This is a genomic window from Kribbella sp. NPDC051586 (genome assembly GCF_044453965.1).
Classification (GTDB): Bacteria; Actinomycetota; Actinomycetes; order Propionibacteriales; family Kribbellaceae; genus Kribbella.
Window position 1 is genome coordinate 273,466 of the sequence record NZ_JBITDF010000003.1, and the last position, 14,647, is coordinate 288,112.

At 69.8% G+C, this 14,647-nt stretch carries 14 protein-coding genes; 5 read left to right on the plus strand and 9 right to left on the minus strand.

Annotated features, from left to right (window positions below):
- Positions 1 to 30 precede the first annotated feature (30 nt).
- Positions 31 to 723, plus strand: coding sequence for a hypothetical protein (locus ACIA58_RS20205; RefSeq protein WP_396405251.1), 693 nt, complete (start codon positions 31 to 33; stop codon positions 721 to 723).
- On the opposite strand, the gene ACIA58_RS20210 is transcribed toward ACIA58_RS20205, so the two are convergent.
- Complete coding sequence (locus ACIA58_RS20210; protein ID WP_396405252.1) at positions 702 to 2,708, minus strand: glycoside hydrolase family 36 protein; 2,007 nt, start codon at positions 2,706 to 2,708, stop codon at positions 702 to 704. The genes ACIA58_RS20205 and ACIA58_RS20210 overlap by 22 nt on opposite strands.
- Positions 2,705 to 3,598 carry a DMT family transporter gene (locus tag ACIA58_RS20215; protein ID WP_396405253.1) on the minus strand — a complete coding sequence of 298 codons (894 nt, stop codon included), beginning with the start codon at positions 3,596 to 3,598 and terminating at the stop codon, positions 2,705 to 2,707. Before ACIA58_RS20215 ends, ACIA58_RS20210 begins: the two co-directional genes overlap by 4 nt.
- A 40-nt stretch (positions 3,599 to 3,638) precedes the next feature.
- Here ACIA58_RS20215 and ACIA58_RS20220 point away from each other — a divergent pair, with 40 nt between their 5' ends.
- Both ACIA58_RS20220 and ACIA58_RS20225 read left to right on the plus strand, forming a co-directional pair.
- Positions 3,639 to 4,133, plus strand: a complete 495-nt coding sequence (locus tag ACIA58_RS20220) for a MarR family winged helix-turn-helix transcriptional regulator (RefSeq protein WP_396405254.1) — start codon at positions 3,639 to 3,641, stop codon at positions 4,131 to 4,133.
- Positions 4,134 to 4,224: 91 nt separating this feature from the next.
- Positions 4,225 to 5,682 (plus strand): glycosyltransferase family 87 protein, encoded by a 1,458-nt coding sequence (locus ACIA58_RS20225; RefSeq protein WP_396406490.1) that lies wholly within the window; start codon positions 4,225 to 4,227, stop codon positions 5,680 to 5,682.
- Here ACIA58_RS20225 and ACIA58_RS20230 read toward each other — a convergent pair.
- The 5 genes from ACIA58_RS20230 to ACIA58_RS20250 form a co-directional block, all read right to left on the minus strand.
- Positions 5,679 to 6,614, minus strand: coding sequence for a threonine/serine dehydratase (locus ACIA58_RS20230; RefSeq protein WP_396405255.1), 936 nt, complete (start codon positions 6,612 to 6,614; stop codon positions 5,679 to 5,681). The two genes, ACIA58_RS20225 and ACIA58_RS20230, sit on opposite strands and share 4 nt — an antisense overlap.
- A gap of 89 nt (positions 6,615 to 6,703) precedes the next feature.
- A complete protein-coding gene (locus ACIA58_RS20235) occupies positions 6,704 to 7,552 on the minus strand; it encodes a RimK family alpha-L-glutamate ligase (RefSeq protein WP_396405256.1) in 849 nt (282 codons plus the stop codon).
- Positions 7,509 to 8,687 (minus strand): glycosyltransferase 87 family protein, encoded by a 1,179-nt coding sequence (locus tag ACIA58_RS20240; RefSeq protein ID WP_396405257.1) that lies wholly within the window; start codon positions 8,685 to 8,687, stop codon positions 7,509 to 7,511. The genes ACIA58_RS20235 and ACIA58_RS20240 overlap by 44 nt, the downstream gene beginning before the upstream one ends.
- Before the next feature lie 224 nt (positions 8,688 to 8,911).
- Complete coding sequence (locus tag ACIA58_RS20245) at positions 8,912 to 10,219, minus strand: DUF2064 domain-containing protein (RefSeq protein ID WP_396405258.1); 1,308 nt, start codon at positions 10,217 to 10,219, stop codon at positions 8,912 to 8,914.
- Positions 10,216 to 10,866 (minus strand): glycosyltransferase family 2 protein, encoded by a 651-nt coding sequence (locus ACIA58_RS20250; RefSeq protein ID WP_396405259.1) that lies wholly within the window; start codon positions 10,864 to 10,866, stop codon positions 10,216 to 10,218. Before ACIA58_RS20250 ends, ACIA58_RS20245 begins: the two co-directional genes overlap by 4 nt.
- A gap of 122 nt (positions 10,867 to 10,988) precedes the next feature.
- On the opposite strand from ACIA58_RS20250, the gene ACIA58_RS20255 reads away from it, so the two are divergent.
- Both ACIA58_RS20255 and ACIA58_RS20260 read left to right on the plus strand, forming a co-directional pair.
- Positions 10,989 to 11,690 carry a response regulator transcription factor gene (locus tag ACIA58_RS20255; protein WP_396405260.1) on the plus strand — a complete coding sequence of 234 codons (702 nt, stop codon included), beginning with the start codon at positions 10,989 to 10,991 and terminating at the stop codon, positions 11,688 to 11,690.
- Positions 11,687 to 12,853: a sensor histidine kinase gene (locus ACIA58_RS20260; RefSeq protein WP_396405261.1), complete on the plus strand. Its 1,167-nt coding sequence runs from the start codon at positions 11,687 to 11,689 to the stop codon at positions 12,851 to 12,853. The genes ACIA58_RS20255 and ACIA58_RS20260 overlap by 4 nt, the downstream gene beginning before the upstream one ends.
- Here ACIA58_RS20260 and ACIA58_RS20265 read toward each other — a convergent pair.
- Together ACIA58_RS20265 and ACIA58_RS20270 are read right to left on the minus strand one after the other, a co-directional pair.
- Positions 12,827 to 13,867 carry an NAD-dependent epimerase/dehydratase family protein gene (locus tag ACIA58_RS20265; RefSeq protein ID WP_396405262.1) on the minus strand — a complete coding sequence of 347 codons (1,041 nt, stop codon included), beginning with the start codon at positions 13,865 to 13,867 and terminating at the stop codon, positions 12,827 to 12,829. The genes ACIA58_RS20260 and ACIA58_RS20265 overlap by 27 nt on opposite strands.
- Positions 13,864 to 14,640: an S-methyl-5'-thioadenosine phosphorylase gene (locus ACIA58_RS20270; protein ID WP_396405263.1), complete on the minus strand. Its 777-nt coding sequence runs from the start codon at positions 14,638 to 14,640 to the stop codon at positions 13,864 to 13,866. Before ACIA58_RS20270 ends, ACIA58_RS20265 begins: the two co-directional genes overlap by 4 nt.
- Between the last annotated feature and the right edge of the window lie 7 nt (positions 14,641 to 14,647).

The following is a 14,647-nucleotide window of genomic DNA, read 5'->3' on the forward strand; positions in this document are numbered from 1 at the left end:
CCTGCGTTCGCCCCAACGAGAGGAAACGAAATGCCGAGATGGTGGAAAGCAGCAACAGCAGTGCTGACAGTACTGGCCGCCGGTCTGGTGACCGCGGCACCGGCCGACGCGGCGGCCTGGTCGTCGTCGGACAAGTTCGGAACCTGGTCCAACGGCGGGTACACCGTTCGCAATGACGTCTGGGGCAGTGGCGCCGGCGCGCAGACGATCTGGGCCAACTCCTACAGCAACTGGGGAGTCTGGGCCGACCACCCGAACACCGGCGGCGTGAAGGCGTACCCCCACTCCGCCCGCAACATCGGAAAGCGGGTCAGCGCCCTCGGGTCGCTGACCAGCAACTTCAACGTGTCCCGGCCCGGCAGCGGCGCGTACGCGACGACGTACGACATCTGGGCCGACAACAACGCGTACGAGATCATGCTGTGGATGAACAAGCAGGGGGCGGTCGGCGCGATCGGGTCGAAGCAGACCACGGTCTCCGTCGGCGGTCACACCTGGGACGTCTACCGCGGCAGCAACGGCGCCAACGCGGTGTTCTCCTTCCTCCGCACGTCCAACACGAACTCGGGCTCGGTCGACGTGAAGGCCGTCCTGAACTGGATCCGCGGTCAGGGCTGGATGGGTGACGCCACGGTCGGCGAGGTCCAGTTCGGCTTCGAGATCACATCGTCGTCCGGCGGCCTGAACTTCACCAGCAACTCCTACTCCGTGTCGTCCAGCTGATCCACCCGGATGACCCGCGCCGACGGCTCGGCCAGCTCGGTCGCGACGACCAGGGTGTCGTCGTACCAGATGGTGGTCCAGCCGTCGGCGTCGGTCGGGAAGATCGGACAAGCGGTCCCGCGCGCCAGCGGAATCGTTACCTCGGCCGGACCGGCACCCCGGTGCCACACGGCCAGATAGGTGGATCGAGAGCCGGTGAGGCCGAGAACGATCCACTCGTCGGTCCACTCCGGCAGGCCGAGCGGCCAGCACGGGACGAGAGTCTCGAGCTCCTTCAGTACGTCGCGATGCGCGGCCAGCGCGGACCGGACCAGCTCCAGTTCGCCGCTGGTCATCTGGTTCAAGTGGCCGGACAGGTAGAGGCGACCGAGGATGCCGTTCACCAGTGCGAGGGTGAACTCCTCGCGCGTGGTCCCGGTGATCGGATACGCCCAGTGCCCGGCCTGCTCAGGCAGTACGGCAGCCGGCGCGGCCGCGGCGATCGGGGCGTAGAGCAAGGGATGCTGCTGGTCCGAGGTGGACTGCAGATGCAACCGGGACAGCATCGCGTAGTCCATCCGCATCGCACCGGACGCACAGTTCTCGATCAGCAGTTCCGGATGCCGTGCCTGCAGCGCATCGAGCCAGTCGAGCAGCGCCCGCTGGTGTTCGAGTAGTCCGTGTCCGAGCGACGTACCGCCCTTGTCGGTGCCGGGCCCGGTCATCGTGTTGTTGTCGAACTTGAAGAAGCCGATGCCGAAATCCGTGACGAGCCGGTCGACCGTGTCGTCGAGGTGCTGACGCGCCAACGGGTTGCGCAGGTCGAGGAGGTAGCGGCCGTGCTCGGCGACCCGGATGCCCTGCCGGGTGAGGAATGCGTCGTCAGGCAGTTCGCGGGCGATCGGGGCGTCGACGCCGATCACCTCGGGCTCGAGCCAGAGGCCGGGCACCATGCCGCGCTGATGGATCCGGTCGATCACCTCACCGAGCCCGCCGGGGAAGCGCGTGGTCGACGGCTGCCACGCGCCGACGGTGCTCCACCAGTCGCCCTCGGCGTACCAGCCGGCGTCGATGCAGAAGTAGTCCGCGCCGACCTCGGCCGCGGCGTCGATGAGCGGGAGCAGCTTCTCGGTGGTCGGGTCGCCCATCAACGTGTTCATGTAGTCGTTGAAGATCACCGGCATCCGGTCGTCGACCGGCCGGCGCTTCCGTACGGCGCGACGCTGGCGGATGAGCGCGGCGAAGACGCTGTCGCGATCGGTCCCGGTGACCAGCGAGACCGGCACCGTCGCAAACGTCTCGTCGCCGGTCAGCCGGACGGTCCACTGATGTTCCTGGTCGGTGGGTCCGCTGAGCAGGAGGTATCCGCCGTGCCGGTTCTCGCCGAGTTCGTAGTGCCAGGGTCCGTTGTGCTCGATCTGCCAGCCGAGGGCGTACGACGTACCGACGAGGACCCCGATCGGCAGTCGCTCGCCGGTCGACCACGAACCGGTGCTGGTGACGGCGTGGCGGCTCTTCGACACCGGGTAGTGCGGGTCGCGGACGATCTGCGCTACGCCACCCGCGCGCAAGGACTGCACCGACCAGCGGTTCTCGGCCATCCAGTCGTTGGCGGCGGAGTACAGGTCGGCGTCGACGGACTCCAGGCCCACGACGAGGGACGAGAGGAAGTCGAGCACGAGCTCGCCGGGACCGGTGAGGGCGGCCTCGGACCAGGCCCGCACGCCGGCTCCGGCCTCGAAGACGCTGGTGACACGCAGACCGGTGGTGGCGTCCTCCTGAACGATCCGTAGGGTGGAGCCCGCGTCCTCGTGGGTCACGTACCGCAGGCGCCGGCCGATGATCGTGTCGACGTGGCGGTTCGTGCCGGGAGAGCGGCCGTGGCCGAGTGCGGAGACCTCGACCAGCGGTTGGCTCTCCGGTTCGGTCCCGGTGGTCAGCCGCACCGGGCCGTCGTCGAGCGCGAAGGTGAGGGTCAGCTCGGGGGTGCGCCACACGAGGTTCATCGATAAACCTTAGAGGGCTCCGCCCTTCCGGCCTCAACTCGTGATCCGCGACGTGGACGGCTCAGCGTGATGCCGGACAGTACGAGCGCCAGTCCGAGCATCTGCCGGAGCGTGAGCACGTCGCCTGACACCAGGACGCCGAGCAGTACGCCGGTCACCGGGTTGAGCAGCCCGATCAGGCCGACGGTCGCTGCACTGAGATGGCGCAGACCCGTGAACCAGGCGGTGAACGCCACGGCGGTCGCCACCAGTCCGACGTACGCGAAGCCGCCGATGGCCGGCAGGTCGAGGTGGGGTGGGGCGCCTTCGAAGATCACCGCGAACGGGATCAGCACCAGGCCGCCGGCGATCAGTTGCCACGAGGTGGTCGCGATCGGGCCGTCGGCGCGTCCCCACTTCTTGGCGAGGATGTAGCCGCAGGACGACATGGTCAGGGCGGCCAGCGAGGCGGCGACGCCGCGGAGGTCGACCGTGGTCGTGCCGGCGCCGAGGAGGAGGCAGACGCCGGCGATTCCCGTCGCGGCGCCGATGAGGACCGGGACGGTCGGTCGCTCAGCGAGCAGTGCCCAGGCGAACAGCGCCATCATCAGCGGTGACGCCGACATGATCGTCGACGCGAGACTGACCGGGAGCAGCTGGGACGCGAGGTAGATCAGCGCGAAGAACGCGCCCATGTTGCAGACGCCCAGCAGCAGCGAGCGCCACCACCAGACGCCGCGGGGGAGACGCCGGGCCACGCAGAGCAGGAGGAATCCGGCCGGCAGGGCGCGGAACACGGCGCCGTACAAGGGGTGTCCGGCCGGCAGGTACTCGTGGGTGACGAAGTAGTTCGTGCCCCAGGCGATCGGCGCGATCGCGGTGACGAGGGTCCAGCGGAAAGTATCTTCCATGGAAAACACTATATCTTCCCGGGAAGATATAGTGGAAGGCGTGACCGATCACGTGGCCAGGATCCAGGCGGAATGGCAGGCCGAGCGGCCGGATGTCGACACCGGTCCGCAGGGTGTCATCGGCCGGCTGCACCGGATCGCGAACCAGTTGACCGGCGAGTTGACGCTGCTGTACGCGAAGTACGGGCTGTCCGAGGGGGAGTTCGACGTACTCGCCGCGCTGCGCCGGGCGGGGGCGCCGTACGAGCGGGCGCCGGGGGAGATCGCGCTGCACACGATGGTGACGACGGGCGCGGTCACCAAGCGGGTCGACCGGCTCGAGAGTGCCGGTCTGGTCCGGAGACGCCGCAGCGACGCCGACGGGCGCGGCCGTGTGGTCCGGCTGACCCCGGCGGGCCGCCGCTTGATCGACAAGGCCTTCACCGCCCACATGGCCAACGAGCAGCGCCTCCTCGAGCCGCTCACCGCGGAGCAGCGTGCCCAGCTCGAGGCGATCCTCACCAGTTGGCTCGCACACCTGGAGCCGCCGGACTGAGCGCGGCCCGCGCCGCGCGGGGACGCCTGCGCGGCGCTCTGGGCACGGGTGGGTAACCTCTGGTGGTCGCAAGGTGAGCCGATAGGAGATGATGCCCACCGTGACCGGACCACAACGCGAGCTCGCGCAGGCGCCGTCGGAGGCTGATCCGGCGCTCGCCGGCCTGACCGTTGGGCTCGGTGGGCCGTCCGGGCGGTTCGCCCGGCTCAGTTCCTCGTGGTGGACGCCGCTGCGGATCGCGCTCGCGGTGTGCACGATCACCTTCGGGCTCGGCGTGCTGCAGAAGGCGCCGTGCATGGAGGCCGGCTGGGACCGGCAGAGCTGGCGGCCGTTCAAGGCGCTGTGCTACTCCGACATCGGGTTCCTGTACCAGGAGCGCGGTTTCGCGGAGGGTAACCGGCCGTTCCTGGACACCGGCAACTACCCGGTGCTCGAGTACCCGGTGCTGACCGGCGGCTTCATGGAGGTCGCGGCGCGGATCACCTGGCTGATGACCGGCGACCCGAAGAAGGACATCTCCGTCGAGCAGAAGCGCGCCACGGCCGGTGTGTTCTTCGTGGTCAACCTGGTGATGCTGTTCCTGTGTGCGCTGGTCATCGTCGGCTGCACCGTCGCGACGGCCCGCGGGGTCGCGACCCGTCCGGGTGCGGCACGTGGGCAACCGCTGGACGCGCTGTACGTCGCTGCCGCGCCGGTGCTCGCACTGACCTCGACGATCAACTGGGACTTGTTCGCGGTCGCGCTGACAGCCGGGGCAATGCTCGCCTGGTCGCGCGGTAGACCCGTGTGGTTCGGCATCTTGCTCGGCCTCGGGACGGCGGCGAAGTTCTACCCGTTCCTGCTGCTCGGGCCGTTGCTGATCGTGTGCATCCGCGGCCGGAAGCTGTGGCCGTGGTTCCAGGCGGCGATCGCGGCCGGCGTCGCGTGGGGCCTGGTGAACGCGCCGATCTACCTACTCGCGAAGAACGAGTGGCTGTCGTTCTGGCAGTTCAACGATCAGCGCGAGAGCGACTACGGCTCGATCTGGTACGTCCTCAAGCTCGCCAACCACGAGGTCGCGGACGTCAACCAGCTCAACATCGTGATCTTCGCCGGGCTGTGTCTGTCGATCGCGATCCTCGGGTTGATGGCGCCCAGACCGCCGCGGTTCGCCCAGTTGGCATTCCTGGTCGTGGCCGCGTTCCTGCTGATCAACAAGGTCTACTCGCCGCAGTACGTGCTGTGGCTGCTGCCGCTGGTGGCGCTGGCCCGGCCGCGGTTGCGTGACTGGCTGATCTGGCAGGCCTGTGAGTGCTTCTACTGGATGCTGGTGTGGATGCATCTCGCCCAGTTCCTGGCCCCCGGCGACCCACAGGTGCCCGACCGGATCTACTGGTTCTCCGTGATCCTGCGGATGGCCGGCACGCTCTGGCTGATGCTGGTGGTCTCTCGCGACATCCTGCTGCCCGAGAAGGACCCGGTACGCCGGGGTGACCTGGTCGACGATCCGAGCGACGGCGTACGGTCACGGGCGCAGGCCAGACTGGCCGCCGCGCTGGATCCTGCCTAGAGCTGGAGCATCAGCTTCGAGACGTCGAGGTTGCCGCCACTGACGACCGTGGCGGTGACGTCGTCGAGCTGGATGCTGCCTTCCAGCAACGCTGCGAACGGTGCGGCCGCTGCTGGTTCGAGCGCGAGCTTGGTCCGTGACATGACCAGTCGGGTCGCCTCCAGCAGAGCGTCCTCGCTGACGCGGACGACCTGGTCGACGTACCGCTGGATGAGCGGGAAGTTGCGGGTCCCGCAGACAGGCGCGGCGAGGCCGTCTGCGATCGACCGGGCGGTCGGGAGCTTCTGGGGCTCACCGGCCTCGAGGCTGCGGCTGACCACGTCGGCGCCTGCGGGCTCGATCCCGATCACGCGGATCTCCGGCTTCACCAGCTTGACCGCCGTCGCGACGCCCGAGATCAGCCCGCCGCCACCCATCGGTACCAGCACGGCGCCGAGGTCGGGCCGGTCCTCCAGCAACTCCAGCCCGAGGCTCGCGTGACCGGTGATCACGTCCTCGTCGTCGAATGGGTGGACGCCGGTCAACTGCCGATCGTCCTTGATCCGCTCGTACTGCGCCATCAGGTCGCCCTCGACGAGCTCGACGGTCGCGCCGTACCCGCGGGCGGCGTCGACCTTCGCCGGTACGGCGGTCTTCGCCATCACGACCGTGGCCGGGACGCCGGCGTCCCGCGCGGCCCAGGCGAGCGCTCCGGCCGCGTTTCCGGCCGAGACGGTGATCACGCCGCGTTCCCGCTCCTCGGCGGTCAGCCGCAGCAGCTTGGTCAGCAGACCGCGGACCTTGAAGCTGCCGGTCTTCTGGAAGAGCTCCGCCTTGAGCACCAGTTCGGCGCCGAACCGTTCGTCCAGCGCCGACGAGCTCAGCATCGGCGTGCGGTGGATCCGTCCCTCGAGGTCCCGGGCGGCCTGGCGGATGTCATCGAGTGTCGGCATACCCCAGACCTTAAAAGTCCAGTGACCCGGTCACATTTCGAGACATGCCCTGCCGCGTGCCGGCGCGGCCGTCCGGAGTCGGCCGCGAGCTAGACGCGGGTGGCGATCGCGGCGGCGAGCTTGTGCGCGGCTTCCGGGTGCTGCGGGAAGAACAGCTCCGGCTCGATCAGCTCGAGCTCCATCAGGAGGAAGCGGCCGTTGACGACCACGCCGTCGACGCGCGCGTACGCGGGCGTCCGGCCGACTGCCTCCAGCGCGGCGCGGGCCCCGTCCAGTACGGCAGGCGTCGGGTCGGTCGGCGTGACGCTGCCGCCGAAGTCGTCCTGGACGCGGTAGTCGCCTTCGGCCGCGCGCTTGACCACCGCGTGGGTGAACTCGCCGTCGACGAAGATCAGCGACCACTCGCCGTCGGCGACGATCTCCGGCTGGAACGGCTGCACGAGGTAGACGATCTCGGGCAGCTCGGCCAGCGCCTGGTCGAGCTCGGCGGAGCCCGCGACACCGCGGACGGTGTGCAGGGCGGTCGCGCCGACGGTCGGCTTGACCACGATCTCCTGCCCGGCGAGCCCGGTCACCACCTCGCGCAGGCACGCACCCGCCGCGACCTGGGAGGGCACGATCGCCACGCCGCGCTCGCGGAGCTCGAGCAGGTACCGCTTGTCGCCGTTCCAGCGGACCAGACCGGAGTCGTTCAGCACGGGTACGCCGGCCTTGTCGAGGAGCGCGAGCCACTCGGTGAACTCGTCGTACCGCAGGTGGTAGTCCCAGACGGACCGCAGCAGCACGGCGTCGTACGCCGACCAGTCGATCGACGGGTCGGTCCAGACCTCGGCCGCCGGGTCGACGCCCGCGGTGCGGAGGGCTTCGACGAGCGGGAGGTCGTTCGGGTGCAACTCAGCGTGCTCGGCCGAGGTCGCGAGGGCGATGCGTTTCGTCACGCTCGCCAGTGTTGGCAGGCGACCCGTCGTCAGTCAAACGTGATTCCGCGACGAATCGGCGACGGATCGTGATGGCGGTGACAACGATGGCAGCGGCGGCGAGATAGCTCAGGCCCTGGCGGGTGTCGTGGCCGAAGCTGGCGTAGGCGAGGTACGCCGCGATCGGTACGGCGATCCACTCGGGGCGGTGGGCCAGCGCGGCGAGGGCGATCAACGGGAGGCCGTACCACGGGTACGTCGGCGTGGCGATCAGCAGCGCAGCGCCGTACAGCCAGCAGCAGGTGAAGGCCGGCGGATCGCGTTTCGCGCGGTGGAAGGCGAGTACGGCGAGGGCGAGCGCGAGGATGGCGGCGGCGACCTGCCGGGCCTCAGGAGGCAGCAGGAGCGCGAGAATCGCCGATCTCGAGCTGCCGTCGTCGAACCCTTCCTGGTTCAGGTAGCCGGGCAGGAACCCGAGCACCAAGGTGCCGACGGCAAGGACGTGCGGGACGTACGAGGCGATGAAGGTGCCGAGGGCAACGACAGGGCGGCGGGTGCGGAACGCGGGCAGCAGGAGCAGGGGAAGGAGTTTGACGCTGCCGGCCGCGCCGAGCAGGACGGCGGCGAGTTTCGGGCGTCTCGCGGCGGTGATGACGGCGGCCGTGATGAGCAGGGCGGCGAGGACGTCGACATGGGCGGCGTTGCCTGCTTCGAGGGCAACGATCGGTGACCAACCCCACAAGGCGGCCCAGCGTGGGTTTTGTACGGCGAGTAGCCAGGTGAGTGCGATTGCGATCAATGCGGCCGCTATCTGCAGTCCGAGCGTGCCGGCCGACCAGGGTGTGAAGAGCGCGACCACGGTGAAATACGCCTGCGCCACCGGCGGGTAGATCGTCGGCACCAACGGCCGGTTGATCCGCGTCCGCGGGTCGTCCTCGGAGTACTTCGTCAGCGCGGCCGGGTCGGTCGGGACCTTCGGCGGACCGGTCACACCCGACTTCTGCTCCGGCGACAACCCCGGAAACAGCACCGGATCGCGCAGTTGCGCCAACGAGTCGTCCAGCGGCACATGCGCGTACGGCGAGTGCCCGGACAACTGCACCCGCCCGTCCCACACGTAGCGGTAGGCATCCGTGCTCGTGATCGGCGCCTGCATCAACCCCGGCACCTGACACAACCCCGCCACAATCACGACTGCTGCGACACTCAACCCCCGCCCGAACCGCCACACCAACACCCCCACCGCAACGGTCCCCGCCGCAAGCACCCCATTAGGCCCCCACTGCCCCGCCGCCGCCCCCACCACCCCCACACTCACAACCACCGCCCCGCCCCCGCCAACCCAACCTTGAGCACGGTTCGACCATTTCGGGCGCCGGATCATGGCTGAGCCGTGCACAAGGTCGTCGGGGTCAGGGCTGGGGAGGTGGTTCGGCGGAGGGCGAGGAAGGCTCGGTGGCCGGCGCGCCAGTCCTCGGTCGGGTGGAGGTTGGCGTGGCGGGCGTACCGGAGTACCGCACGGGTGCCGACTCTTGCCCAGGGCAACGGGGTGGAGCGGCGCCCGGTGGAGCTGCGCAGGACGATCGGGTCGGTGTCGTCGAGGTCGTCGTCGGGGTCGACCTCGACCAGCACCAGGCCGTCGGGCCGGACGAGTTCGGCGCAGCGGCGGAGCAGGTCGACCGGAGCGCCGCCGATCCCGATGTTGCCGTCCATCAACAGCACGCTGCCCCAACGCCCCTCGCCGGGCAGCCGATCCTGCACCGGACGATGGAGAGCGGCCGCGCCCCGCGACGTCGTGAGTTTGACCGCGCGCGGCGAGACATCGACGCCGAGCGCGGGGATCCCACGTTCGGCCAGAGCTGTCACGATCCGGCCGGGTCCGCAGCCGATGTCGAGCACCGGGCCTTCGCAGCGGCTCAGTGCGAGCCGGTCGACCTCGTCGGCGGGCGCCGTCCAGCGGTCGAGCTCGGACAGCGCCGGCACAGTCCGTCCATCGATGCCAGTAGCAACTACTCGCGCCGTACCGCCAAGAGCCTGCTCGAACAGCAGCCCTGGGTGCGCCGCATGCTGCAGACGCCGAAACAACCGCGATACCCGCAATGACGGGAACTCGGCAGCGAGGTACGCCGCGTCGCGTGGCGTGTCCATGTCACGCAGGGTCGGCAACATCCCCACCCGCAGACCCAGCTCCTGCAACCGCTGGAGCTGATCGCGTCCGGTGTGATCGGTCGACATCGGTACGCCGACGACCGCGCGCCGGTCCGGAACTCGTAGCCCGAGGCACCAATACCCGCCGTCCTCGGTCAGCCCGAGCACCGCGTCGTACCCGGACCAGTGGAACCCGAGCAGTTCGGGTCGAAGCTGCGGCGTATCCATCCCGACCAGCAGCATCGGCCCACCGTCGTACGCGTCCTCGAACGCGCCCGCGATCCGCTCGTCCAGCCCGTCCCCACGCTGCCCGACAACCGTGAACCCAGCCGGCAGCCACGGTCCCGGATCGCCCTCGAGCGCAACGACCCGCCGCGACACCCGGGCCGTCCGTACCGCGCTCAGCGTGTCCACCAGCGACGCCCGGGCCAACGCGGCCGCCTCCTGAGCGGTGAACTCGCTCTGCAGCCGCGTCTTCACCCGCCCCGGCACAGGCTCCTTTGCGATGACGATCAGCGTCCCCTTCACCGCCCCTTTCACCGGGCCAGGACCTTCGACATGTCGAGCACAGCGCGGGCCGCGCCGAGGGGGGTGCCCGTCACCTTCGAACGACCCGACCGTGGCAGGTAATCGACATCCACCTCGGCGATCCGCCAGCCCGCGTCGGCCGCCCGGACAACCGTCTCCAGCGGGTACCCGGACCGCCGATCCGTCAGTCCGAGCTCGAGCAGCGCCGTACGACGACCCGCCCGCATCGGACCGAGATCGTGCAGGGCAACGCCCGTACGGCGCCGGATCCGCCGGGACAGCTCGAGGTTGGCGAGGCGGAGATGCCACGCCCAGGTGCCCCGTGTCACCGGGCGCCGGCGACCGACGACGAGGTCGGCGCGATCGGCAAGGACTGGTGCAGTCACCCGACTCAGCTGCTGCGGATCCAGCGACGCATCCGCGTCCATCACGGCCACCACGTCGGCCTCGGCCGCCTCCAGTCCGGCGTGGCACGCGGCGCCGTACCCCTTGATCTCGCAGTGCACGACGCTGGCGCCCAGCCGGGCGGCGACCTCGGGGGATCCGTCGGTGGAGCCGTTGTCGACGACGATGGCGCGGACGCCGGGTGGGAGCCGTTCGAGGATCCAGGGCAGGGCGGCCGCCTCGTTCAGGCACGGCAGGACGAGATCGACGGGCATATTCCGACGGTAAGGACGAATCTGCGCCTCCGGTGGCCCAACCCGGCTACGGATCGCTTACGTCGTACTGCGTTCCGGTGCTGGTGCGGCCCGGTGCCGACCGGACGATCTACGCTCTGATCGTGGCTGCTACTCGTGTACTCGTGGTCGACGACGACCCCACCGTGTCCAACGTCGTGTCGGCGTACCTGACCAAGGCCGGGTACGCCGCCCGCGTGGTGGCGGACGGCGTGTCGGCGGTCGAGGTCTGGCAGCAGTGGAAACCGTCCGTCGTCGTACTGGACGTGATGCTGCCCGGCCTGTCCGGCCTCGACGTGCTGCGCCGGATGCGTGCGGCCGACGACGGGGCCGCGGTGATCATGCTGTCCGCGCGCGGCGAGGAGGAGGACCGGCTGGTCGGCCTCGAGGTCGGCGCGGACGATTACGTGGTCAAGCCGTTCTCTCCGCGGGAGCTGACGCTGCGGGTCCAGGCGATGGTACGGCGCGAGGAGCGGCTCGCCGGGCTCGATCTGACGCCGACCAAGCTGAGCGCGGGGCCGGTCATGGTCGACACCGCGGCGCGGCGCGCGTACCTCGACGGCGCGGAGCTGTCGTTGACGCACCGGGAGTTCGACCTGCTGGCGTACCTCGTGTCGCATGCCGGCAAGGCCTACACCAAGGCCGAGCTGTTGCGCCGCGTATGGGGCTGGGACTTCGGCGACTCCTCGACGGTCACCGTCCACGTGCGGCGGTTGCGCGAGAAGATCGAGGCCGATCCGTCCGATCCGAAGCTCGTGCTGACCGTGCCGCGGACCGGGTACCTGTTCGCGGGCGACGCGTCATGAACAAGGACATGTTCACGATCCTCGCGCTCACCACGCTGTGGACGCTGGTGGTCGCGGCGGTCGGCGCGGCGATTCTGTGGCAGTTCCGGCGGCGGTCGTTGCGGGTCACGATGATCGTCGCGGGCCTCGCGCCGATGGCCGCGGCGTTGGCCGCGGTACTGCAGAGCGTGCGGGCGATGTTCATCTCCCAGCACGACTCGTGGGTGGTGCTGTGGACGCTGGCTTTCGCGGCGCTGCTCGGGCTGGCGATGACGGTGCTGCTCGGGCACTGGATCAGCACCGGGTCACGCGACGTCGGACGGCGGTTGCGGCACCTCGGTACGTCGTACGAGGCGCCGGAGGCTCTGGCCGGCGCAGTTCCCGCGGAGCTGGCCGAGCTGACGAACGAGCTGGAGATGACACGGAAGAAGCTGGCCGCGTCGCATGAGCGGGAGCGGGCACTGGAGTCGAGCCGGCGGGAGCTGGTCGCGTTCATGTCGCACGACCTGCGGACTCCGCTGGCCGGGTTGCGGGCCGTGTCCGAGGGACTCGAGGACGGCGTGATCGACGACGTACCGGGTGCTTTGCGGCAGATGCGGTCGACGGTCGATCGGATGACCGGGCTGGTGGACGACCTGTTCGAGCTGTCGCGATTGTCGGCGGCGCCGTTGCCGCGGCGGCGGTCCGCGGTCAGCCTGCGTGAGCTGGCCGAGGACGTCGCGGGGGAGAACAACGAGCACGCGCGGGCGGAGGGCGTTCGGCTGGCGTTGTCGATACCGAAGGACGACGATCGGCTCGCCGTGCAGGGTGATCCGGACGAGCTGACGCGTGCGGTGACGAACCTGGTCGGCAACGCGATCCGGCACACGGCGCCCGGCGGTGTGGTGACGGTTTCAGTGGACCGGGAGACGGACGGTCGCGTGCGCCTGGCCGTCACCGATGCCTGTGGAGGCATCCCGACCGACGATCTGGAGCGAGTCTTCGACATCGGCTGGCGTGGCGACGAGCAGCGCACGCCCGAGCCGGCCGCCAACGCAGATGCGGCCCGGTCGAGCGGCGGCGGGCTCGGTCTCGCGATCGCCCGCGGCGTCGTCGAATCTCACGACGGCAACATCGGCGTCACCAACGTCGACGGCGGGTGCGCGTTCCAGATCGACCTACCGCCGGTTGCCGCCCACAACTAGTAGGTCCTGGAGCCCGGCGGTCAGGTCGTACGCGGGCTTCCAGCCCAGGTCGTTGCGCAGGCGGTCGGACGAGGCGGTGATGTGCCGGACGTCGCCGAGACGGTACTGACCGGTGACGATCGGGCTCGGACCGTCGTACAGGCGGGCGAGCTCGGTCGCCAGATCGCCGATCGTGCGGACGGTGCCACTGCCGACGTTGTACGCCGTGAAGGCCGGCTGATGGGGGAGTGCGGCGGCGGACATGGTGACGGCGGTGGCGATGTCGCGGACCTGTACGAAGTCACGGCGCTGCCGGCCGTCCTCGAAGACGCGCGGCGCTTCGCCGCGTTCGAGCGCCGAGCGGAAGATCGCCGCCACTCCGGCGTACGGCGTGTTGCGTGGCATGCCGGGGCCGTAAACGTTGTGGAAGCGGAGCGCGGAGACCCGGCCGTCCGTCTCGCGAGCCCAGGTGGCGGCGAGGTGTTCGCCGCTCAGCTTGCTGGCCGCGTAGGCGTTCCGCGGATCGAGGACAGCGTCCTCGGTGACGAGGCCGGCCCGCAGCGGAGCGCCACAGCGGGGGCAGGGCGGCTCGAAGCGGCCGGCTTCCAGGTCTTCGGTACGGCGCGGTCCGGGCGCGACCTGACCGTGCTCGTCGCAGTCGTACCGGCCCTCGCCGTACACGACCATCGAGCTGGCGTAGACGAGGTGGCGGACCTTGCTGTGGGCAAGCGCCTTGAGCAGGACCGCCGTACCCAGGCTGTTGGTGGACACGTAGTCGTCGATGTCGTCGAGGTGGACGCCAAGGCCGACCTTCGCCGCGAGGTGGATGACGGTGTCGATGCGTTGGAGCGCATCGGTCACGCGGTCGGCGTCGCGGATGTCGCCGACGATGAGACCGGGGCGGGGCGTGGGTTTGTGGGCATGGACGTCCGGGCGGAAGGAGTCCAGCACCGTCACCTCGTGGCCCTCGGCAACGAGTTGGTGGTGGACGTGCTGCCCGATGAAGCCGGCGCCGCCGGTGAGCAGGACTCTCATCGGGCGGCCGCCGTACCGTCGAGGGAGTGGCGGCAGTCGCAGTCGGCGTCGGGCTTGGGGAGCTGGCCGATCACGATCTTGAGCAGGTCCTGCAGGCGCTCGATGCTGTGTTTGAACGCTTCGAAGACCTCGGCCTGGGTGACTCCGGCCCCGGTCTCCACGCCCGCGTCGTGGTCGGTGACGACGGCGATCGATGTGTAGCAGAGGGCGAGCTCCCGTGCGATCGCGGCCTCGGGTGCGCCGGTCATGCCGACGACCGACCAGCCCTGCGCGGCATGCCACTGCGATTCGGCCCGGGTCGAGAACCGCGGGCCGTTGATCACCACCATCGTGCCGTCCGGTACGACGTTGCCGCTGGCAATCACCGTGGCACGGCCGACCGGGCAGTACGGATCGGCGGCAGCGGTGTGGACGACCGGTGCTTCGTCGTACACGGTGTGGTCGCGGCCCCAGGTGCGGTCGACGTACTGGTCCGGGACCACGAAGGTGCCGGGAGTGAGCTCAGGTTTCAGCGAACCGACCGCGCACGGTCCGAGGACCTGGCGGACGCCGAGTTCGCGCAGGGCCCAGAGGTTCGCGCGGTAGTTGACCCGGTGCGGCGGGAACCGGTGGTCGGCGCCGTGCCGGGGGATGAAGGCGACCTGGCGGCCGTCGAGGTCCCCGACCACCGGCGGCTCGCTGGGCGCGCCGAAGGGGGTGTCGAGCTCGATGGTTTCCGCGTCGGTGAGGAACGAGTAGAACCCGGAACCGCCGATCACGCCGATATCAGCCATGGCCTCG